We start from the raw sequence: 22,017 nt of genomic DNA on the forward strand, positions 1-22,017 counted from the left end.
AGTAAATTCCATATTGGTTAAAAATGCCAACTTTAGCACAAACAAAAAGCCCTAAAGGGCAAACTTTAGGGCTTGATAGGTTATTAATTGCATGTGCCGAGAGTCATTATGTCGCCGCTTCTTCTTCATGGCTAGGTAGCGCATGCCAAACCGCTTTGACCAACGTCGCCAACGGGATGGCAAAAAACACGCCCCAAAATCCCCATAGACCACCGAACACAAGCACTGCAACAATAATAGCCACTGGGTGCAAATTGACTGCTTCAGAGAACAATACTGGTACCAATACGTTGCCATCAAGTGCCTGAATAATGCCATAAGCAAGCAATAGCCAATAAAACTGAGGCGTAAGCCCCCATTGAAATAGCCCGACCATTGCGACGGGCACAGTGACCGCAGCAGCACCGATATAAGGAATCAAGACAGACAACCCTACGGCAACCGCAAGCAGGACGGAATAACGCAGATCGAGCAGGGCGAAAGTAATATAACTCGCGCTACCGACAATCAGTATTTCGACCACTTTGCCGCGAATATAGTTGGAGATCTGTTCATTCATCTCGTCCCAGACCTTAGTGGCTAAACGGCGATTGCGCGGCAGCACGCCTCGAGTCATATCCATCATCTGCTGTTTGTCTTTCAATAAGAAAAACACCAACAGTGGAACAAGAATCAAATAAACACCAAGTGTGGCTAAACTAACCAAGGACGCCAACGAACCTTTTACTACGGTTTCGCCCACCCCTATCACTTGGTTTTTCGCATTCGAAACCAATGACTCGACAATTTGCAGATTGGCTAATTCAGGATAACGTGTTGGCAGCTCGGCAATGAATCCTTGCAGTCCAACATACATGGTGGGTATGTCATTGATAAGGTTACCCACCTGTTGCCAGATCGTAGGAACTAGGCCAAAAATAGCCACTAACATCAAACCAATGAAACTGAGAATAACTAAGATAACCGATAACGTACGCGGAAGGCCAACACGCGACAATTGCGCCACAGGCCATTCAAGCAGATAAGCGAGAACAATTGCCACCAGCAGAGGAGCGATCAAATTGCCGAAGAAATAGATTGTTATGAAACCAAACAGGAGAATCGCAACAAGACTTGCGGCGTGTGGATCAGAAAAACGTCGCTTATACCAACGACTTACCATTTCAAACATTCAGCGTGATTCCTTAGGGTCTGTCGACCTAGTGACATGTAGGCGAAAATAGCCTTCCTGCTCTACACAAAGTACACCATATCGATGTCTTTGAAGGTAGTGCTTAATATCTGTCAACGAGCTGGAATCGGCAACCAACAGCAACACCTGCTCACCGTTAACCAAATTTTTTGTGTGACGCTTAGCAAGTAACAAGGCCATAGGGCAACGTTCTTGGCGTAAATCAAAAATATTCGGTTCCATTCTACCGCCCGATGCATATTATTACGGCTAGGTATTGTATAGTGTTTTTTTGCAGGCGTCAGTGCAAATAATGTCAGCGTATTGTCGCCAGTCACGAACACCTAAGTTGCCGTTTTGAAATTCACTGGATGAATCAGCTAACAAATTGGAAACAATCTTTAATATCGGCTGTCCAACCGTTAACCCACCTTGCTACAATTTGGGTTATAAAGATAAAGAAATCAATGGAGTACCACCTGTCAAATATGCTTAAACATACGCGTTCCCTCGTTTGCCTTTGTATTGCTACCGCACTAAGCGCTCCGACTCCGGCATTCGCTGATACCCTCAATTTACCCGATATCGGGACGGCAGCGAGCGGCACTTTGACGATTGACCAAGAGTTGCAATACGGTGACGCCTATATGCGTATGCTGCGTAGCAGTGCACCGATAGTGAGCGACCCGGTACTCAATGAATATATTGACAGTTTAGGGCACCGTTTAGTTGCCAATGCCTCTGATGTCAAAACACCGTTTACCTTCTTTTTGATTCGTGATCGTAACATCAACGCATTTGCTTTCTTTGGCGGCTACGTCGCGCTGCATTCAGGCCTGTTTCTTCATGCTCAAAGTGAGAGTGAACTGGCGTCAGTCGTTGCCCACGAAATTGCCCACGTTACCCAGCGCCACCTAGCTCGCAGTATGGAAGAACAAGCCAGACGCTCACCGGCCACCTTGGCCGCGCTGGCAGGCTCATTACTCCTTGCCATCGCATCACCTCAAGCCGGTATTGCCGCCATGACGGCCACACAAGCAGGCAGCATGCAAGGGCAAATCAACTATACGCGTAGCAATGAAAAAGAAGCGGATCGTTTTGGTATCAGTACCATGGCACAAGCGGGATTTGACGTTAACGCCATGCCACGCTTTTTTGGCCGTCTGTCAGACGAGTTCCGCTACGCGAGTAAACCACCACCAATGTTGCTCACTCACCCTCTGCCTGAAGATCGCATCACCGATAGCCGTGCTCGCGCGCAAAGCTACCCGGCACGACGAGTTGATCCATCCCTCAATTACTATTTAGCGCGTGCACGTATTATTGCGCGCTATGCTGGGATTGAAAGCCAAGCGGCTCTTGACTGGATGAATCGTAAAGGACAAGGGGTATCAGAGGATATCAAGCCTTCTTTTGACTATGGCAAAGCGCTCATTTACCTCGACAGCAAACAGCTTGATCAAGCGAGTACCCTGTTACATAACCTAATCAAGCAAGACCCCAACAATCGCTTCTATCTTGATGCGATGTCTGACTTATATATCGCGCAAAATCAGGCTGGCAAAGCGGAAAAAATGTTAGAAACCGCGTTAAAATCAGCGCCAAACAACGCGGTGTTGACCATCAACTACGCTAACGCTTTGATGAAGCAAAATAGCAATGCAGATGCGATTAAGGTGTTGCAGCGCTATACCCACGACAACCCGAACGATGTCAACGGCTGGCACTTGCTCTCTGAAGCCAATATCCACCTTGGTGTCAGTGATGAAGATTTAGCCGCTCGTGCAGAAATACTCGCCTTAAAAGCGAATTGGAATAAAGCAATTCAGTATTACACACAAGCCAGTCAAATTGCCGAGCTAGGCAGTTTGAAACAAGCAAGGTACGATGCCCGTATTGACCAACTTATGGTTCAAAGAGATCGATTCCTCGCCTTACAATAATAAATGGAGATAACTCTATGTCAGTCGTGATTTATCACAACCCACGTTGCTCAAAAAGTCGCCAGACTCTGGAGCTTTTGCAACAAAATAATATCCAACCTGAAATCATCAAATACTTAGAGACACCACCAAGTATCGAAGAGTTAAAAGCACTCAAAACTCAACTCGGAGTTGCACAAGTTCGCGATATGATGCGCACTAAAGAAGATATCTATAAAGATCTCGACCTTAAAAACGCCGACGACGACACTCTATTCAAGGCCATGGCCGACAACCCGAAACTGATCGAGCGCCCAATTGTTGTCGCCAATGGTCAAGCAAAACACGGCCGTCCACCGGAGCAAGTCCTCGATATTCTATGAGTTGCCAAGTCATTATCTTGTATTACAGTCGACATGGTTCAACGCGCGCCATCGCTCGACAGATAGCCCGTGGGGTAGAATCTATCCCACAGTGTGAGGCGGTACTGCGCACGGTCGATGAACTTGAAGGCGATAACAACCTCCAAGATCCTGCCATTACTATCAATGAGCTTAAACAATGTGATGGTTTAGCGATGGGCAGTCCGGTTTGGTTTGGTAATATGGCTGCACCATTAAAACACTTTTGGGACAAGACCACGGCGCTTTGGGTATCGGGTGATTTGATTGACAAGCCGGCGTGTGTTTTTACCTCTTCATCGACGCTGCATGGCGGCCAAGAGACGACACTGCAAACGATGATGTTGCCGCTTCTCCACCACGGTATGATGATTTTAGGTATTCCCTACTCACAACCTAAACTTCACTCAACCCAAACCGGTGGTACGCCTTATGGCGCGACTTCTACAAGTGCAAACCATACCCTGAGTGAAGATGAAATCGAATTGTCACAACAACTCGGAAAGCGCTTAGCGTTAACCGCATTAAAACTAAAAGGTCAGTAACAATGCAAGAGATGCAGTCCGCGACTAAGCTCTATCGCTTAATGGCTTTATTTGGCAACCTTGCGTTACTTGCATGGGTAATGCTGTGGCAGCTTTCACTCTCTCCACATCCGCACATTAGTAGTACAACATTGGCTATTGCCTGGGCTGTCCCTCTGCTGTTGCCTTTGCCGGGAATTTTGGCAGGTAAACCATACACTCACGCATGGGCCAACTTTGTTTTAATGCTCTACTTTCTTCATGGATTTACCATGCTGTATATCGATGACGGAGAGCGCTGGCTAGCGGGCGTTGAGCTGGTGCTAACAACGCTGGCATTCTTTGGCAATATTCTTTATGCAAGGGCTCGAGGCAAAGAGCTGGGTATGAAACTAAAAAGATTGTCTAAAGTCGAGAAAGAAGAAAAAGCGCGCTTTGAATCAAAATAATACCAATAGATAAATAGCTGACAATAAAAAGGGTCTGGATTTCCAGACCCTTTTTTATCAAGTCAATTATTCGCTAATCACATCAGGCTTAGCAAGAGCAGCATCCGATGTCACTTCTGATTCTGACTCTACAGGGACAGGCGCAACGTAAGGTTTGCCTTGCCATTCAAACATCAAGATCAATTCCGCCGGAACCACCTTTTCAGGCGTCACTTCAACAGCAGGAATGACTTCACTAGGCGCTGCTACTTCTACTGCAGTATCTGGCATTGAACTGTCTGGCGAAGTTGGCTCATTGCTCGGTTCAATCACTTCAACATCGGCAAGCATCACGACAGGCTCATCAGTGACGCTCTCCCTTTGAACAACATCTTTCAAACGTCTTACTTCTTGCTCAAATTCTTGTTGAGAGGATAAAAGATGGACATTGAAGGTCACTTGGTTGCCCTGAATTTTGAGGATATCCAAGGCCGCAACCGAGCTCAATTTTTTCAACTGATTCTCTAAGGTAAAGAAGCTCACCGCATCATTGAGCTCAGTAAAGCGAACTTTAATCGCTTCTGACGACTCACTCGCTACGACCACAGCGCTTTTCTTCGCGTAATAATCGCTGAGTTGATGGATCATTTTTTCCGCAGCATCGCTACCATTGTTCGAACCAGCTAAAGGCGATTGACGAGTTACACCTATCGTCGCTGGTCTTTGGTCATACAAGGTCCAACGCAAACTATTGCCTTGCGCCTTTACCACCAGCACAGCATCAACTGGATAGCGTTGACTTGCTTGTCCAACAGGTTGAATGAATCCTCCCCACAGGTCAGACACTTCGACGCCAGTAATGTCATCAAAGTCACCAACCGGAATGGTTAAAGGTAGGCCACGACTTTCCGCTTGATGCTTCATTTGGCTTAGTACAGCAGAACTAGAGTGTTCCCAAATAATATTGCGATCCGCGTGGCTTTCTTCAACTAGCCAAACGAGCAGATTGGCGCGATCTGCTGGCCAAATCGGCAACTGTGCCTGACTCAATAGAGAGCGGATTTGCGGGGCACTAAATGACATACGTAGAGATTGAGCGCCATTGACCTGGCCGTAGCTTAGCTGGGCAACGTATTGAGAGTTTTGTCTCAGTGCCTTTTGCACCACTTGATTTGATACTGCGTTGCGGTCACCAGAGGCACGTACAATCACTTGCTTCATGCCTTCGACGCGCGCTTGCGCATCGGCATTGTCAATGGTTTGGTCTAATACAACTTCAGTTTGGTACAAATCCACATTGGTGAGAGCCAATGCAGGCAGGGCAATCAGTCCCAAAATGAACAAAGCTAAATGACGCATACACTTCCTAAGATCAGTTTCTTACACGTTAAATGTCGATGATAAGCAACTATCGTGATCGGGGCAACTAATGCACCGGGTTATTAGGACTATTCACGGTTTTCTATCCGGGTACGACAGGATAATCAGACAGTAAATTAAAAAAACTTTGATCCAATACCAATTGCAAACGTTTGCAGGAATGATAAAATCCCGCGAATTTTATTATTAGAGCGCCACTATTTGGTGCTCTTTGCTTTGCAACCTAAAGGAATAACCGATGAAAAATGCTATTCAAGGTGCACAAATGTTGTTTGTCGCCTTCGGAGCCCTAGTCCTTGTCCCGTTGTTGACAGGATTAGATCCTAGTGTCGCGCTCTTTGGTGCCGGTGTCGGTACACTTCTGTTCCAACTGATTACCCGTCGTTCTGTGCCTATCTTTCTTGCTTCCTCTTTCGCCTTTATTGCACCAATTCTTTATGGTGTGCAATCTTGGGGTGTTCCTGCAACGATGGGCGGCCTGATGGCAGCCGGCTTCGTCTATGTTGCAATGGGCGCATTGATTAAAGTTCGTGGTGTAGAGATTATTCATAAACTACTACCACCCGTCGTCGTCGGCCCTGTGATTATGGTTATCGGTCTTGGCCTTGCACCTGTAGCGGTCAATATGGCGCTCGGCAAAGTGGATGGCGCGCAAGTCATTGACGCAAATGCCTCATTGGTCATTTCAGTTGCTTCATTGCTAACCACTATTGTTCTTAGTGTCTTTGCTAAAGGCTTTTTGAAGCTCACACCAATCTTAGGTGGCATTGTGGTCGGCTACGCACTAAGCCTTGGTTATGGCATTGTTGATTTCAATCCGGTTCATCAAGCAGCATGGTTTGCATTGCCAAACTTCACCTTCCCAGAGTTCAACATCAACGCCATCCTATTTATGATTCCTGTTGCGATTGCTCCGGCTGTTGAACACGTCGGCGATATGCTTGCTATTTCAAATGTAACCGGAAAAAACTACATCAAGAAACCAGGCTTGCACCGCACGATTACTGGTGATGGGGTTGCGACGATTGCCGCCTCTATGGTTGGTGCTCCGCCAAATACAACTTACTCTGAAGTTACGGGGGCGGTAATGTTAACTAAGGCCTTTAATCCTGTAATCATGACTTGGGCGGCGGTGTGCGCCATCGTGTTAGCGTTAGTGGGTAAACTTGGCGCGGTACTACAAACCATTCCAATGCCTGTTATGGGCGGCATTATGATTCTACTGTTTGGCTCCATCGCAACCGTAGGTCTTAACACTCTGATTAAAAACAATGTCGATTTACACAAATCGCGCAACTTAGTCATTGTCGCGATTACGCTTGTATTTGGTATTGGCGGGATGGCTTTTGGTGTTGGCGAGTTTAGCCTTCAAGGTGTGAGCCTATGTGGTATCGTCGCTATCCTACTCAACCTAATTCTTCCACACGACTTGGGTGAAAACCACATCGTGGATAATGCACAAATGGAAGAAGAAGCGAAGTAGAAACTAGAAATTCATATATTTGTAGGGTTGGCGTTTTATGCCAACCCTTTTTTGGCCAATTCGACAGCGACTAACTTGACTGATTTAAAAAGTTTGCCCGTCCCTACCCACACAACTCCGCGAATTGCGCTCTAGTTAACAGTGCCAAATCTTGCGGTGCTAATTCGATTTCTAAACCGCGCTTGCCTGCACTGACACAAATCGTATCTTGCGCCAATGCACTTTGGTGGATAAATGTCGGCAGTGCTTTTTTCTGCCCAAGTGGGCTAATGCCACCAACCACATACCCCGTTATCTTCTGTGCAATATCCGGATCGGCCATCTCGGCTTTTTTGCCTTTCGCTGCCTTTGCCGCTTGTTTTAAGTTGAGTTTCTGAGCAACTGGGATTACGGCAACCGCTAGATTTTTCGGCTCACCATTTAAGCAAAACAGCAAGGTTTTAAAAACGTGCTCTGGGTTCTGACCTAATGCTTGTGCTGCTTCTAATCCATAGCTTTCAGCCCGAGGATCATGGTGATACTGGTGTATGGCGTGGTTGATTTTTTTCTTCTTTGCCAGGTCGATTGCAGGCGTCATATTCCCCCCAGTGAATAACAACAAAAAAGCGCCACTCTTTCGAGTAGCGCTTTAGCTTAATTAGCTGAGTAAGTGGGTGTCAACTTACTTGTAAACAATCTCACCTGATGGTGCGTACTTGTTGATATCGACTGGGCTGTTTGCTTGTAGGTACTCTTTTAGTACTTCAGCATCAACAAAGCCAGTGTTTACAAAGCCTGGATGGCCAGTCAATTTAGGGTAACCATCACCACCCGCAGCATTGAAGCTTGGTACAGTGAAACGGTAAGTCTCGTCAAGGCGAAGCTGTTTACCACCAATAAATACGTTCGATACTTTGCCCTCTGCAACTGTCATTGAGATACCCGCAAACTGGGCATAAGCACCTGAGTCGACAGGCTTAGTTGCGACAACATTGAGGTAATCCATTACCTCTTGACCAGACATATCTGTGTAAGTCAGGATGTTGGCAAATGGCTGAACAATCAAAACGTCTTTGTAAGTTACGTCACCAGCCGCAATCGAATCACGTACGCCACCTGAGTTCATTACTGCGAAATCAGCTTTCGCACGTTCCATATGAGCGGTTGCAATCAGACGACCTAGGTTAGTCTGTTGGAATCGAACTACGTTACGATCACCTTCTAACTTGCCGTTAGTCTCAGCAATCTTAACATCCAACTGCGCCTGACCTTTTTCTTGGTAAGGACGTAGGAATTCAAGTAGCTCTTGATCTTCAGCAATTGCGTCTTCAATTAACACGCGTTGGCTCTTACCATCCACCTTAACTTTCTTTTTAAGGTTTACTGGAATGAGATCGTAGCTAACCATTTCAAGCTCACCGTTACGGAATTCGTAGTCTGCACGACCTACATATTTACCCCATTCGTGGGCCTGAACGATGTAAGTACCATTTTGCATATCTGGCTTACATTCGTCAGAAGGTTTGAAGTTTTTCTTAACAACGTTAGGCGCTTCCATACAAACAGGCTCTTGAGAGTGACCACCGACGATCATGTCAAGAGAACCTTCATCCAAGTAACGCGCCAATGCCACGTCACCCGGTGCGTTAACACCACGCTTACCATCTTCGTAGTGGCCCATGTGAGTCACAGCGAAAATCAGGTCTGGTTTTTCTGTTTTTTCCAATTCAGCGATCAGTTTTTTCGCTTCTTCTTTTGGATCACGGAAGTCAATGCCACCGATAAATTCAGGGTTACCGATTTTAGCCGTATCTTCAGTCGTTAAACCAATAACAGCGATCTTGATGCCTTGTTTGTTAAACATCTCGTAAGCCTGGAACATGCGTTCGCCAGTCTTCTTATCGTAGATGTTCGCAGAAAGCATAGGGAAGTTTGCCCACTCTTTCTGTTTGAATAGTACATCAAGCGAGTTGTCAAACTCGTGGTTACCTAGCGCCATAGCATCGTAACCAATTTTGCTCATACCTTTAAAATCTGGTTCTGCATCTTGCAAGTCAGACTCTGGCACACCCGTATTGATGTCACCACCAGAGAGCAATAACGAGCTACCACCTTCAGCAGCGATCTCTGCACGAAGTTCATCAATCAGAGTCTTACGAGCCGCCATGCCGTACTCACCATATTTATTCTGCCAGAAGCGACCATGGTGGTCGTTAGTATGTAGAACCGTTAACTTATAAGTTTTGTCTGCTTCCCATTCGTGTTGTGGTGCTGTTGCACAACCAGCTAGGGTCGCCAAAATTGCTGCGCTAATTGCGCTTTTTACGATCAGGCCTTGCTTCATTGTCATACCTTTTGAACTTTTAGGGGTTTCCACTGCTTTTATATACTGCTCTCCGAGAATAGACAGAATTGGAAATAACAGGTTGAGAGAGCAGTAAAACTTGAACTAGTTTAAATTAACATTCATGACGTGACAGAGTGATTTCATATTTATGTAGTATAGATCACCATAAAACCCTACTAAATGTGTAACAGATCGTCAAAATTACAATTGGTTTAATAAACGATCACAAGCAATCGTTTGACTGTGAGCTATGCCAAGCAGAATAGCAGTGTGAAGGTTAGCGCTTACTCAACACAGTTGGAAAGCATGGTCAAAATCCTGACGCGCGTAAAACAAAAAAAGGGCCGGTATTCACCAGCCCATATTAGAATAATCAAGCAAAATTACTTAATATCAATGTGCTCGAAGCCTTTGATCAGATCGTCCAATGCCTTCATCTGAGCAAGGAATGGTTCGAGTTTATCTAAAGGCAATGCCGATGGACCATCACAACGCGCTTGATCTGGATTCGGGTGCGCTTCAATAAACAGACCCGCGATGCCAGTTGCAAGGCCTGCTTTTGCCAGTTCAACCGTTTGTTCGCGGCGACCACCTGAAGCAGCACCTGATGGGTCACGCATTTGAAGTGAGTGCGTAACATCGAAAATGATCGGGCTACCGTTAGACGCTTTCTTCATGACACCAAAGCCAAGCATATCAACCACTAGGTTATCGTAACCGTGACATGAGCCGCGCTCACATAGGATAATCTTTTCATTGCCACATTCGCTGAACTTGTCGACGATGTTACCGACCTGACCAGGACTCATGAACTGAGGTTTCTTAACATTGATCACCGCACCCGTCTTTGCCATCGCTTCCACCAAATCGGTTTGGCGCGCAAGGAATGCAGGTAGCTGAATAACATCAACAACATCGGCCACTGGTTGAGCTTGCGCTTCTGTATGCACATCAGTAATGATTTTTACACCAAAGGTATCTTTTAATTCTTGGAAGATTTTCATCCCTTCTTCAAGACCAGGGCCTCGGTAAGAGTGAACAGAACTGCGGTTCGCTTTATCAAAAGAGGCTTTAAAAACGTAAGGAATCCCCAACTTTTCGGTGACTTTTACGTAGTGCTCACAGATCTGCATAGCGAGATCGCGAGATTCTAACACGTTCATACCAGCAAACAGCGTGAATGGTTTGTCGTTCGCTACTGGGATATCACCAACGTGAACAATTTTCTGTTCCATGTTCTTCTCTCTATTTCGATGTCGTGCCAACTCTAAGAGATGGGCTTAATGTAAAGTCACCTGAGTGCTACTCATAGCGGTGACTTGATTTTTAAGCAGCTCGGCTGCAGGGTCATCAGGACACTGGTCAATAAAATACTGATAGTCATTTAACGCAATTTGATGACAATCAAGCTGCTGGTAAATAAACCCTCTGTCACGGATCTCATAAGGATCGTCAGGAACAAAGGTTAACGCAAGATCGGTACACTTTAACGCCAAAGTATAGCGCTCTTCACGTAACAAAGCGCTTTTCAGCAGCGCTAACCAGCGACCTATCACCGTCGGGTTATCTGTTTCAAGCAAGTGCTTCGACTCTAATTTAGCCAGCGGTCCTTTATGACCGATTAGCCAAGCACCCAAGGTATGCTCAGAGACAAATTCACCATTGAACGGATTGATGTAACGTGCTTTCTCACCGTACCACTCTAATTTGAGGAGAAATTGAGTCGGGAAAGTCACGCCAACGAGAGGGAAACCTAATTTACGCGCGATATAAAGTAAAATGGCACCTAAGCTAACCGGTATCCCTTTGCGTGTTTCAAGAACTTTATCAACAAAGCCATTTTCTGAATGGAAATAGCTTTCTCGATCTCCTTGAAAACCCCATTGATGATAAAAAAGGCGCAATAGGGCTTCAAAGCGCTGTTGCTCATTCACTTCATGGACGAGGGCGAGCTCCGCTTCTTGTAATAGGCGGCTCAACTCAGCGTCAGCCCATTGAACTTGGGTTTGAGGATTGATCGCTTTGTTTAATGCCAACGCGCCTTCTACCAGCTCCATTGCATCAAAGTCTTCATCAAATAACTCAAGCATATTGGTCGTTGTAACCTCGTTAGCCAAAGAACATTGGAGTTTTAGTAATAGCTACCTTACCTGCCATCGCTAGCCAACCGAGTGCGCCAAAGAACGAAAAGGTTCTGAGTAGCTTGTTCTTGCCTAACTTTAACGCGAAAAATCCGAGTGCAATATAGGCTAAAACACAGGTAATTTTCTCTGTTAGCCAAGGCGCAGCTGGCGTAAACGGAATAAAGCCAGTGATAAAAATCAAACCAATACCTGATAGCAATAATGCGGTGTCATTGATATGTGGAAACACCTTGAAGAATTTTTTTTCTAAGAACGGTGAGTTCGCCATCATCATCGCAAAACGCACTGAAAGTAGTGTCGCGCTGATCGCAATGGTTAACAGATGAAAATGTTTTAAACCTTCGTACATGAATTATCTCTCTTACTTCAGTGATGAAATTGACCGATGGTTACTCGATCATTGTCACCATAGTCCTTGTAAGTTTCCACCTGGTCATAGCCGAGGGAAACTAATAGTTCTCGAACCGCCTCGCCTTGCTCGAAACCATGCTCGAACATAAGCCAACCTGCCTCAGATAAATAAGAACGAGCAAGCGTTGCGATATGTTTAATGTCTGCCAGACCTTTCTCTTCTGCAACTAATGCACTCATTGGTTCAAATCGGACATCTCCTTGAGTGAGATGAGGATCGTTTTTCTCAATGTAAGGTGGATTAGAGACGATAAGAGCAAACTCTGTGCCAGACTCTATAGGGTCAAACCAACTGCCAAATAGGAAATGCGTATTGGTCAGATTGAGCAAGCTGGCATTGGATTGTGCAAGTTGCTGAGCTTCCTGTTTGAGGTCGACACCCCACACTGTTCGTTGAGGTAATTCCGACGCCAGCGCCAAAGCAATTGCACCTGTTCCGGTGCCTAAATCAAGAATGTCACCTTGATTTAACAGAGCTTTATCAAGCGCGATTTCAACCAGACGCTCGGTGTCAGGCCTTGGAATAAGCGTGCTTGGGGATACCTTTAACGGCAGCGACCAAAATTCACGTTCGCCGGTAATATAAGCAACTGGCTCTCCTGTCAGTCTGCGTTGTAATAGCGCGTTAAATGCATTTAACTGCTCAGACTCAAGGATCTTATCAGGCCAAGTCAAAAGAAATGAGCGGGGTTTATCTAGAGCGTGGCAAAGAAGCACCGCGGCATCAAGAGAGGGCGAATCGCTGCCACTCTCTTGAAGTTGCTGTACGGCCTTTCTGAGTGTGCATTCAACACTGTTATCAGCCGACATTCGATCAGTTGTTCTCTGCTAGAGCGGCTAACTGATCCGCTTGGTGTTCTTGGATAACAGGATCAACCAAACTTGCCAAATCCCCTTCCATCACTTCATTCAGACGGTAGATAGTTAGGTTGATACGGTGATCAGACACACGACCTTGTGGGTAGTTGTAAGTACGAATACGGTCACTACGGTCACCCGAACCAAGTAGGTTACGGCGCGTATCCGACACTTCAGCGGCACGCTTAGCTTCTTCCGCCTGAATAATACGTGCAGCAAGTACAGCCATCGCTTTCGCTTTGTTTTTGTGCTGAGAGCGCTCATCCTGACACTCAACAACCGTACCGGTAGGTAAGTGAGTAATACGAATAGCAGAATCTGTGGTGTTAACGTGCTGACCACCTGCGCCTGATGCACGGAAGGTATCGATTTTTAGATCTGCCGCTTTGATTTCTGGAATTTCCGCTTCTGGAATTTCCGCCATCACCGCGACGGTACAAGCAGAAGTATGTACACGACCTTGAGACTCAGTAGCGGGTACACGTTGTACGCGGTGACCACCTGATTCAAATTTCAATACGCCGTATGCACCATCACCCGACACTTTAGCGATCATCTCTTTGTATCCACCATGTTCGGCTTCGTTGGAAGACATCACCTCTACGCGCCAACCTTTCTTTTCAGCAAATTTACTGTACATACGGAATAGATCACCCGCGAAGATACCAGCTTCGTCACCACCCGCACCAGCGCGAATTTCAAGGAAACAGTTGCGATCGTCGTTAGGGTCTTTCGGCAGCAATAGGATTTGTAATTCGTCGCTTAAACGCTCAATCGTCTCTTTGGCGTCTTTGATCTCTTCCTGAGCCATTTCGCGCATTTCTTCGTCATCTTCTTTTGCCATCTCTTCAGCGGCAAGCAAGTCTTCTTGAGCTTGCTGATAAGCTTGGAAACACTTAGTGACTTCCTCTAGCTGCGAGTACTCTTTGGATAACGCACGGAATTTATCTTGGTCACCGATAACACCAGGATCACCAAGTAGATGTTGAACTTCTTCGTAACGCTCAACCAGGGTTTCTAGCTTAGTTAGAATAGAGGATTTCATAGTTTTCTTTAACTCAGGGGTCTAATGAAGTCTGTTACTCACAACGCACGTTATGAGTTATCCAGACCTAAACTTTGTCTAATAGTAGCAAGCCGTGCTGGCTCACCTTTCTCGGCGGCACTTTGCAATGCGCGGGTTGGCGCATGAATTAACTTGTTGGTTAACTTGTTGCTAAGCTCAAGCAGCACTTTTTCTGCATCGGCTCCTGCTGCCAGAGACTGTAAACTTTTATTCAGCAGCTCTTCACGAATGTCGTTGGCGGATTGACGATACTCTCTAATACTGTCAACCGCCTGCAATGAACGCATCCACGACATAAATGCCGCGCTCTCTTCACTGACAATCGCCTCTGCCTGAATGGCTTCAATTTTGCGCTGCTCCATATTGCTATCGACGATCGATTGTAGATCGTCAACCGAATAGAGATAAGCGTCATTGAGTTCACCCACTTGCGACTCAATATCTCGCGGCACGGCGATATCAACCAGCAACATAGGCTGAAAGCGACGGCTTTTCAGCGCGGTTTCTACCATACCTTTACCTATGATAGGCAAAGGGCTGGCTGTCGAACTAATCACAATATCGGCGCGAGGCAAGTGGTGTGGAATTTCTGGCAAACCAATAATCTCAGCACCAAATTGCTCTGCCAGCGGCAAAGCACGCTCTTTGGTCCGGTTGGCAACAATCATCTTACTGCACCCATTGGCTGCCAAATGTTTTGCCACCAGCTCAATGGTTTCACCTGCACCAACCAATAATACGGTTGATTTTTCAAGCGACTCAAAAATATGCTTGGCCAGAGTACAAGCGGCATAGGCGACCGAGACGGCATTGCCGCCAATGTCGGTTTCGGTACGGACTCGTTTGGCAACAGAAAAGGCTTTCTGAAACAATTTCTCCATTGCCGAATCTACCGCCTTACTGCCGCGTGAATCAGAAAACGCTTGTTTTACCTGACCAAGAATCTGCGGTTCACCCAGTACCAAAGAATCCAAACCACAAGAAACTCGCATCAAATGGCGAATAGCGGCTTGTTCTTCATGCACATATAGGCTTGGTTTTAGATCCTCAGGGCTGACTTGATGGAACTGAGATAACCATTCGATGATCTTGCTTTTGCCGCCACTTTTCACATCGCAATAGATCTCGGTGCGATTGCAAGTAGAGACAATCACACTACCGTTGACGATGGGGCTTTGGCCAAGCTGGTCTAATGCTTCAGGTAACTTTTCCGGACCAAACGCGACTTTTTCACGAAGCTCGACGGAGGCCGTATTGTGATTGATACCTATAGCAAGCAAAGACATGTATCTTGGGTTCTCTGAATCAGACAATGGACAAATAGGGTCGGAATTTTACTTGATGCCCCCGTTTATTGAAAGGGGAATCAGGATATGTTTTCTTGAGTTCGTGATTTCAATGATATAGTGACCAGACTGTTTGGCAAAAACTGGATGAATAATCAGCGATGGTGACACATTTTCGAGCGATTTTTTGCTTGCTTATCGGTACTTTTTTCTTAAACGGATGTGCAAGCTTAGAAAGTACAACCGATGTCGAATGGCAGACACATCAACAGCGTTTAGCCACAATTCAGAATTATCAATCTAATGGCAAGCTGGGCTATATTGCACCAGACCAAAGACAATCACTCAATTTTCAGTGGCGCTACTCCCCTGCTTTGACCCAGTTGCGTTTGACCACTTTCCTTGGCCAGACCGCGCTCAATTTGCAAGCCACGCCTAATGGTGCGCAGGTAGAAACCTACGACGACCAAACTTTTCATGCCTCAAGCGCAGAAACACTAATACAGCAACTTACAGGCTTAAACATTCCGGTTCAGCAGCTTAATGATTGGTTACTGGGAAGGCCAACACAGGCAGATGACTATCAACTTAACGAGACCAATACACTCGCCTCATTGACCAAATCAGTTGGCAGCCAAATCTGGCAACTTAGCTACTTGAGCTATCAAGATGTCATCATTGATGGTGTCGCGCTACCCCTGCCACAAAAACTCAAACTGACCCAAGGCGATATCTCAATCAACATTATCATTTCGAAGTGGACTATAAGCTCATGATCACCGACACCACTCACTGGCCTTCACCAGCAAAACTCAACTTATTTCTCTATATAACTGGTCGCCGAGACAATGGTTACCATGAGTTGCAAACCTTATTTCAGTTTCTCGACCACGGTGATGAACTGACTATTATCGCCAATCATTCAGGTGACATTACCATTACTCCGGATATTCCCGGTGTTGCCCTGCAAGATAACTTGATTTGGAAAGCGGCATCCGCTTTGCAAAAAAGAACTCAGTGCCCGTTCGGCGCTCACATAGAACTCAATAAAGTTCTGCCGATGGGTGGTGGCATCGGTGGCGGTTCATCAAATGCGGCAACCACATTAGTCGCGCTCAACTACCTCTGGCAAACCAATTTAACTGAAGATCAATTGGCTGAAATCGGGTTAGAGCTTGGAGCCGATGTACCTGTATTTACGCGCGGTTTTGCTGCGTTTGCCGAAGGAGTCGGTGAAGAGTTAACTCAAGCCGAACCGGAAGAAAAGTGGTATCTCGTCGTGAGACCCGATGTATCGATTGCAACCGTCGATATTTTCACTCATCCAGACTTAACCAGAAACACGCCAAAACGTTCGCTGGCAACGCTTGTTGACAGTGAATACGGAAACGATTGCGAAAAAATTGTCCGAATGCTGTACCCAGAGGTTGATAAGCAACTTTCTTGGCTGCTACAATACGCGCCGTCGCGGTTGACCGGGACGGGATCATGCATATTTGCCGAGTTTTCGTGCAAAACTCAAGCTGAATCGACCCTCGGGAAACTGCCAGACACTGTCTCCGCATTTGTCGCTAAAGGTAGAAATATTTCACCTTTATATGAGACGCTAGCTAAGTATCACTTAGCTCAATCACAATCTATTTAAAAACTGGACGCAACCCTGAGGTTTCCACCGTGCCTGATATGAAGCTATTTGCTGGTAACGCTACACCTGAACTAGCCCAACGTATTGCTGATCGTCTATACATCTCTCTTGGTGATGCTACTGTTTCTCGTTTTTCTGATGGCGAAGTCGCTGTTCAAATCAACGAAAACGTACGTGGTAGTGATGTTTTCATCATCCAATCTACCTGCGCACCAACCAATGACAACCTAATGGAACTTGTAGTGATGATTGACGCAATGCGCCGCGCTTCAGCGGGCCGTATTACAGCAGTTATCCCTTACTTTGGTTACGCTCGCCAAGACCGTCGTGTACGTTCTGCCCGTGTGCCAATCACTGCTAAAGTTGTTGCAGACTTCCTTTCAAACGTTGGCGTTGACCGCGTTCTTACTATTGACCTTCACGCAGAGCAAATCCAAGGCTTCTTCGACGTACCAGTAGATAACATCTTCGGTACTCCTGTGTTGCTAGAAGACATGCAAGCACGTGGTCTAGAAAACCCAGTTGTGGTTTCTCCAGACCTAGGTGGCGTAGTACGTGCTCGTGCAACAGCTAAAGCGCTTGGTGATATTGACATCGCTATTGTTGATAAGCGTCGCCCGCGTGCAAACGTTTCTGAAGTGATGAACCTAATCGGTGATGTTGAAGGTCGTGACTGTGTGATCGTTGACGATATGATCGATACAGGTGGCACACTATGTAAAGCAGCAGAAGCGTTGAAAGAACGCGGTGCTAAGCGAGTATTTGCTTACGCAACTCACGCTGTTTTCTCAGGTAATGCAGCACAGAACATCGGTAACTCAGTCCTAGACCAAGTTATTGTCACTGACTCAATCACGCTACCTAAAGAGATGGAAGCAACAGGTAAAGTCACCACGCTTAGCCTATCACGTATGCTTGCTGAAGCGATTCGCCGCATTAGTAACGAAGAGTCAATCTCTGCAATGTTCAACTAATTACCGTTGATCTAAATTTGAAAACCCGCCATGTGCGGGTTTTTTTGTATAACGATTAAACCGATCATTTCTACCCCCTCACAAAAGCCATACGGACGTCTGGAAGTTGACACGTCCAATCAAACTACGTACTCTTTGCGCCCTTTTCGTTTATTGAGACTTTTAATAATGCCAGTATCGCCATCGGCCAAAGCTTTACTCCCTCTCGCGATGTTTCTGACTCTGTTTATCGGAGTGGGAAGCTACCTGACGTTGCAAGGCGTCGATTTTGCTTTCTACCAGCTTCCAGCTCCTGTTGCGGCACTGCCAGCCATTGTACTCGCCATCCTCCTTAGTAAAGAGAAACTCAATAAAGCGATTGAGCAGTTCATTCACGGAGTCGGCCACAGCGATATCATCGCGATGTGCCTAATCTACCTGCTAGCAGGGGCATTCGCCGCTGTTGCCAAAGCGACTGGGGGTGTCGACGCAACGGTAAATCTTGGCTTATCTCTGCTTCCACCAAGTTTAATCTTACCGGGCATGTTTCTTATTGCAGGTTTTATTGCCACAGCAATGGGAACATCCATGGGCACCATCGCCGCTCTTGCACCCGTAGCGCTCGGTGTTGCTGATGCTGCTGGCATAGACCATGCGCTTGCCGCCGGTGCGGTTCTCAGCGGAGCAATGTTTGGTGACAACCTATCCATCATTTCAGACACCACGATCGCCGCAACACGCTCCCAAGGCTGTGAGATGAAGGATAAGTTCAAAGAGAACATCTCGATAGCGCTTCCCGCCGCTCTGGTTTCACTATTAGTGTTTAGCTCGCTGAGTTCACCAAGTGAAGTTCCAGCTACAACCGAGATCGAATGGTTCAAAGTACTTCCTTACTTAACCATTTTATTGCTGGCAGTATCTGGCCTGAATGTATTTGCCGTATTGTCGATAGGGATCGTATTAGCAGGCGTGGTGGGATTAACAACGCTAGATGAATACTCTATCACTCAGTACAGTCAAGATATCTATGCCGGCTTTGGCAGCATGCAGGAAATCTTCTTACTCTCAATGCTCATTGGTGGCTTAAGTGCATTAATGAAACATCAGGGAGGTTTGGCGTGGATCACTCATTCACTGAGCAAAATCGTCCGTTCTTCCAGTCATAAGAGTGGAGAGTTTGGCATTGCACTGCTTGTCAGCCTTGTGAACGGCTGCACCGCAAACAATACGGTTGCGATCTTGGTTTCAGGCTCGATAGCCAAGGACTTAGCAGAAAAACACCAAATATGCGCTAAGCGCAGCGCCAGTATTTTAGATATTTTCTCATGCGTCACGCAGGGCATACTGCCGTACGGCGCTCAGGTACTCTTGGCTGGTTCGATTCTTAAACTTTCACCGATTGAGGTGACGATGCACTCATACTATTGTTTTGCTTTGGCGATAGCAGCGATTCTCACTATTATACTAAAGCCAACAAAAGTACGAGAGACAAGCTCGGCTGTCGCTTGATCACAAAAAACTGTGCTATCATACTGCGCTTTTTGAGATTCCAAGAGAGATCCTTACCTTGAGTCAACAAATAAAACTTCTTGTCGGCCTTGCTAATCCGGGGCCTGAATATGCCAGAACTCGCCACAACGCGGGAGCATGGGTCGTAGAAGAACTTGCACGAATTCATAACGTAACGTTGAAGAATGAACCTAAATTCTTCGGCCTTACTGGGCGAATCATAGTTAATGGTCAGGATCTCCGTTTGCTTATCCCAACCACCTTTATGAACCTCTCAGGTAAATCCATTGCTGCACTAGCAAAATTTTACCAAATCAAACCAGAGGAAATTATGGTGGCACACGATGAGCTAGATTTGCCTCCAGGTGTTGCTAAATTCAAGAAAGGCGGTGGTCATGGTGGTCACAATGGTCTACGCGATACCATCAGTAAACTTGGCAATTGCAAAGATTTCTACCGCCTTCGGATAGGTATTGGTCATCCTGGGCACAAAGATAAAGTTGCTGGATTTGTTTTAGGCAAAGCTCCAGCGAAAGAACAAGAGCTTCTTGATGCAGCAGCAGATGAATCTGTTCGTTGTTTGGATATCCTAATTAAGGATGGTCTATCAAAAGCGCAAAACCGTTTACACACGTTCAAAGCTGAATAAGGTTACTATCATGGGTTTTAAATGTGGCATCGTTGGTCTACCAAACGTTGGTAAGTCAACTCTGTTTAATGCACTCACTAAAGCAGGTATTGAAGCGGCTAACTTCCCGTTTTGTACTATCGAGCCAAACACAGGTGTCGTTCCTGTACCTGATCTTCGTTTAGACGCGCTAGCAAAGATCGTTAACCCACAGAGAGTACTACCAACAACAATGGAATTTGTTGACATCGCTGGTCTTGTAGCAGGTGCTTCTCGTGGCGAAGGTCTAGGTAACAAATTCCTAGCAAACATCCGTGAAACTGACGCAATTGGTCACGTTGTTCGCTGTTTTGAGAACGAAAACATTGTTCACGTTGCTGGTAAGGTATCACCTATCGAAGATATCGAAGTGATCAACCTAGAACTGGCTATGGCGGACTTAGATTCTTGTGAGCGTGCGATTCAGCGTAACGCCAAGAAAGCCAAAGGCGGTGACAAAGACGCTAAATTTGAGCTAACTGTTTTAGAAAAATTGCTACCAGTTCTCACTGAAGGTGGCATGGCGCGTACCGTTGAGCTTTCGAAAGAAGAACTTGCTGCAGTAGGCTACCTAAACTTCCTGACGCTTAAGCCAACAATGTACATTGCTAACGTCAATGAAGATGGCTTCGAAGATAACCCATATCTTGATGCTGTTCGTGAGTACGCGGAAAAAGAGAACAACGTAGTTGTTGCAGTGTGTGCTGCGATTGAATCTGAGCTTTCTGAACTAGATGACGAAGACCGCGAAGAGTTCCTCGCAGACATGGGCATTGAAGAGCCGGGGCTGAACCGAGTAATTCGCTCTGGTTACGAACTACTAACTCTACACACCTACTTCACTGCTGGTGTTAAAGAAGTTCGTGCATGGACTATTCCTATTGGCGCAACTGCTCCTCAGGCCGCTGGCAAGATTCACACTGACTTTGAAAAAGGCTTTATCCGTGCTGAAGTTGTTGGCTACGATGACTTTATTCAGTTTAACGGTGAAAGCGGTGCGAAAGATGCAGGTAAATGGCGTTTGGAAGGCAAAGAATACATCGTTAAAGATGGCGATGTAGTTCACTTCCGCTTTAACGTTTAATTTTCATCCAAGTCATTGACTTTTAAAGCCAGCATATCCGCTGGCTTTTTTCATGTTCTGATTTGCAGAATCAAATTAACTTATCCAACTATTGCCCGTTTGTTATCAGTTTTCGATCATTAACACGCCTCTTTGTTTAAAAAGAAACCGAACAGTTGATTTCTTAGGATTTATTCAAAAAAACTATTGACGCCTCTGCCTCAACTTCGCATAATGCGCGCCGTTCCCGACGATAAGGCAACGAGTCGAAGAGAACAAAACATGGTATGGCTACGTAGCTCAGCTGGTTAGAGCACATCACTCATAATGATGGGGTCACAGGTTCGAATCCCGTCGTAGCCACCATTCCTAACAACTTTCTCTAAAAGTTGTTAGGAATTGATGCGGAAGTGGCGGAATTGGTAGACGCACCAGATTTAGGTTCTGGCGCCGCAAGGTGTGAGAGTTCAAGTCTCTCCTTCCGCACCATGTTTTATAGCTTATCAAAGCTAGCCTGCAGGTCTATCGCCAAGCGGTAAGGCAGCGGCTTTTGATGCCGCCATTCCCTGGTTCGAATCCAGGTAGACCTGCCATTTTAAAAGTGTTAAGCCTTTCTTAAAAAGGGCTTGTCACTAAGAGCTAGAGAGTTTATATTGTCTCGCTCACGAGTGGCTACGTAGCTCAGCTGGTTAGAGCACATCACTCATAATGATGGGGTCACAGGTTCGAATCCCGTCGTAGCCACCATTTACAATTTCATACTGCTTTTACCAATTAGCA

Annotated in this window: 22 protein-coding genes and 4 tRNA genes; 15 read left to right on the forward strand and 11 right to left on the reverse strand. The window is 46.1% G+C overall.

From position 1 onward, the window contains the following. Nucleotides 1–106: 106 nt before the first annotated feature. Together TW81_RS18130 and TW81_RS18135 are read right to left on the reverse strand one after the other, a co-directional pair. Entirely contained in the window at nucleotides 107–1,171 is a 1,065-nt protein-coding gene (locus tag TW81_RS18130; RefSeq protein ID WP_045957155.1) for an AI-2E family transporter, read from the reverse strand. After that, entirely contained in the window at nucleotides 1,172–1,414 is a 243-nt protein-coding gene (locus tag TW81_RS18135) for a sulfurtransferase TusA family protein (protein WP_045957156.1), read from the reverse strand. It lies immediately after the preceding gene. 245 nt (nucleotides 1,415–1,659) lie between these two features. Between TW81_RS18135 and bepA the strand changes: the two genes are divergently transcribed. The 4 genes from bepA to TW81_RS18155 are packed head-to-tail and all read left to right on the forward strand — an operon-like array spanning nucleotide 1,660 to nucleotide 4,467. Beyond that, nucleotides 1,660–3,114, forward strand: coding sequence for a beta-barrel assembly-enhancing protease (gene bepA / locus TW81_RS18140; RefSeq protein ID WP_045957176.1), 1,455 nt, complete (start codon nucleotides 1,660–1,662; stop codon nucleotides 3,112–3,114). Nucleotides 3,115–3,131: 17 nt separating this feature from the next. Then, nucleotides 3,132–3,476 (forward strand): arsenate reductase (glutaredoxin), encoded by a 345-nt coding sequence (gene arsC / locus TW81_RS18145; RefSeq protein ID WP_045957157.1) that lies wholly within the window; start codon nucleotides 3,132–3,134, stop codon nucleotides 3,474–3,476. Next, nucleotides 3,473–4,039, forward strand: coding sequence for an NAD(P)H:quinone oxidoreductase (gene wrbA, locus TW81_RS18150; RefSeq protein ID WP_045957158.1), 567 nt, complete (start codon nucleotides 3,473–3,475; stop codon nucleotides 4,037–4,039). The genes arsC and wrbA overlap by 4 nt, the downstream gene beginning before the upstream one ends. A 2-nt stretch (nucleotides 4,040–4,041) precedes the next feature. After that, nucleotides 4,042–4,467: a DUF2069 domain-containing protein gene (locus TW81_RS18155; protein WP_045957159.1), complete on the forward strand. Its 426-nt coding sequence runs from the start codon at nucleotides 4,042–4,044 to the stop codon at nucleotides 4,465–4,467. 66 nt (nucleotides 4,468–4,533) lie between these two features. On the opposite strand, the gene TW81_RS18160 is transcribed toward TW81_RS18155, so the two are convergent. Further along, nucleotides 4,534–5,805 (reverse strand): DUF2066 domain-containing protein, encoded by a 1,272-nt coding sequence (locus TW81_RS18160; RefSeq protein WP_045957160.1) that lies wholly within the window; start codon nucleotides 5,803–5,805, stop codon nucleotides 4,534–4,536. A gap of 259 nt (nucleotides 5,806–6,064) precedes the next feature. Here TW81_RS18160 and TW81_RS18165 point away from each other — a divergent pair, with 259 nt between their 5' ends. Then, entirely contained in the window at nucleotides 6,065–7,309 is a 1,245-nt protein-coding gene (locus tag TW81_RS18165; RefSeq protein WP_045957161.1) for a uracil-xanthine permease family protein, read from the forward strand. A 103-nt stretch (nucleotides 7,310–7,412) separates the two neighbouring features. On the opposite strand, the gene ybaK is transcribed toward TW81_RS18165, so the two are convergent. The 8 genes from ybaK to hemA all read right to left on the reverse strand — a co-directional run bounded on the left by ybaK (nucleotide 7,413) and on the right by hemA (nucleotide 15,400). Beyond that, nucleotides 7,413–7,886 carry a Cys-tRNA(Pro) deacylase gene (ybaK, locus tag TW81_RS18170; protein WP_045957162.1) on the reverse strand — a complete coding sequence of 158 codons (474 nt, stop codon included), beginning with the start codon at nucleotides 7,884–7,886 and terminating at the stop codon, nucleotides 7,413–7,415. 84 nt (nucleotides 7,887–7,970) lie between these two features. Continuing rightward, nucleotides 7,971–9,632, reverse strand: a complete 1,662-nt coding sequence (gene ushA, locus TW81_RS18175; protein WP_045957163.1) for a bifunctional UDP-sugar hydrolase/5'-nucleotidase UshA — start codon at nucleotides 9,630–9,632, stop codon at nucleotides 7,971–7,973. A 386-nt stretch (nucleotides 9,633–10,018) separates the two neighbouring features. Then, nucleotides 10,019–10,870, reverse strand: a complete 852-nt coding sequence (gene kdsA, locus TW81_RS18180; protein ID WP_045957164.1) for a 3-deoxy-8-phosphooctulonate synthase — start codon at nucleotides 10,868–10,870, stop codon at nucleotides 10,019–10,021. A gap of 45 nt (nucleotides 10,871–10,915) precedes the next feature. Next, nucleotides 10,916–11,725: a SirB1 family protein gene (locus TW81_RS18185; protein ID WP_045957165.1), complete on the reverse strand. Its 810-nt coding sequence runs from the start codon at nucleotides 11,723–11,725 to the stop codon at nucleotides 10,916–10,918. Between the two features lie 19 nt (nucleotides 11,726–11,744). Further along, on the reverse strand, nucleotides 11,745–12,128 hold the full coding sequence (locus TW81_RS18190) for a SirB2 family protein (RefSeq protein ID WP_045957166.1): 384 nt from the start codon (nucleotides 12,126–12,128) through the stop codon (nucleotides 11,745–11,747). A gap of 17 nt (nucleotides 12,129–12,145) precedes the next feature. Then, nucleotides 12,146–13,000, reverse strand: coding sequence for a peptide chain release factor N(5)-glutamine methyltransferase (prmC, locus tag TW81_RS18195; RefSeq protein WP_045957167.1), 855 nt, complete (start codon nucleotides 12,998–13,000; stop codon nucleotides 12,146–12,148). A gap of 4 nt (nucleotides 13,001–13,004) precedes the next feature. Beyond that, nucleotides 13,005–14,093, reverse strand: coding sequence for a peptide chain release factor 1 (gene prfA / locus TW81_RS18200; RefSeq protein ID WP_045957168.1), 1,089 nt, complete (start codon nucleotides 14,091–14,093; stop codon nucleotides 13,005–13,007). A 50-nt stretch (nucleotides 14,094–14,143) separates the two neighbouring features. Next, complete coding sequence (gene hemA, locus TW81_RS18205) at nucleotides 14,144–15,400, reverse strand: glutamyl-tRNA reductase (RefSeq protein ID WP_045957169.1); 1,257 nt, start codon at nucleotides 15,398–15,400, stop codon at nucleotides 14,144–14,146. Between the two features lie 161 nt (nucleotides 15,401–15,561). Here hemA and lolB point away from each other — a divergent pair, with 161 nt between their 5' ends. The 10 genes from lolB (at nucleotide 15,562) to TW81_RS18255 (ending at nucleotide 21,984) form a co-directional block, all read left to right on the forward strand. Further along, complete coding sequence (lolB, locus tag TW81_RS18210) at nucleotides 15,562–16,176, forward strand: lipoprotein insertase outer membrane protein LolB (protein WP_045957170.1); 615 nt, start codon at nucleotides 15,562–15,564, stop codon at nucleotides 16,174–16,176. After that, nucleotides 16,173–17,045: a 4-(cytidine 5'-diphospho)-2-C-methyl-D-erythritol kinase gene (ispE, locus tag TW81_RS18215; protein WP_045957177.1), complete on the forward strand. Its 873-nt coding sequence runs from the start codon at nucleotides 16,173–16,175 to the stop codon at nucleotides 17,043–17,045. Before lolB ends, ispE begins: the two co-directional genes overlap by 4 nt. Before the next feature lie 29 nt (nucleotides 17,046–17,074). After that, nucleotides 17,075–18,019: a ribose-phosphate pyrophosphokinase gene (locus tag TW81_RS18220; RefSeq protein ID WP_045957171.1), complete on the forward strand. Its 945-nt coding sequence runs from the start codon at nucleotides 17,075–17,077 to the stop codon at nucleotides 18,017–18,019. A gap of 168 nt (nucleotides 18,020–18,187) precedes the next feature. Then, a complete protein-coding gene (locus TW81_RS18225; RefSeq protein ID WP_045957172.1) occupies nucleotides 18,188–19,507 on the forward strand; it encodes a Na+/H+ antiporter NhaC family protein in 1,320 nt (439 codons plus the stop codon). 58 nt (nucleotides 19,508–19,565) lie between these two features. Continuing rightward, nucleotides 19,566–20,156: an aminoacyl-tRNA hydrolase gene (gene pth, locus TW81_RS18230; RefSeq protein ID WP_045957173.1), complete on the forward strand. Its 591-nt coding sequence runs from the start codon at nucleotides 19,566–19,568 to the stop codon at nucleotides 20,154–20,156. 10 nt (nucleotides 20,157–20,166) lie between these two features. Beyond that, nucleotides 20,167–21,258: a redox-regulated ATPase YchF gene (gene ychF / locus TW81_RS18235; RefSeq protein WP_045957174.1), complete on the forward strand. Its 1,092-nt coding sequence runs from the start codon at nucleotides 20,167–20,169 to the stop codon at nucleotides 21,256–21,258. Between the two features lie 268 nt (nucleotides 21,259–21,526). Next, nucleotides 21,527–21,603: transfer RNA gene (locus TW81_RS18240), tRNA-Met, on the forward strand. Between the two features lie 38 nt (nucleotides 21,604–21,641). Beyond that, nucleotides 21,642–21,726, forward strand: a tRNA-Leu gene (locus TW81_RS18245). A gap of 29 nt (nucleotides 21,727–21,755) precedes the next feature. Next, nucleotides 21,756–21,830, forward strand: a tRNA-Gln gene (locus TW81_RS18250). Between the two features lie 77 nt (nucleotides 21,831–21,907). Continuing rightward, nucleotides 21,908–21,984 (forward strand) — tRNA-Met (locus TW81_RS18255). Nucleotides 21,985–22,017 lie beyond the last annotated feature (33 nt).

This window comes from Vibrio galatheae (assembly GCF_000967545.1).
GTDB lineage: Bacteria > Pseudomonadota > Gammaproteobacteria > Enterobacterales > Vibrionaceae > Vibrio > Vibrio galatheae.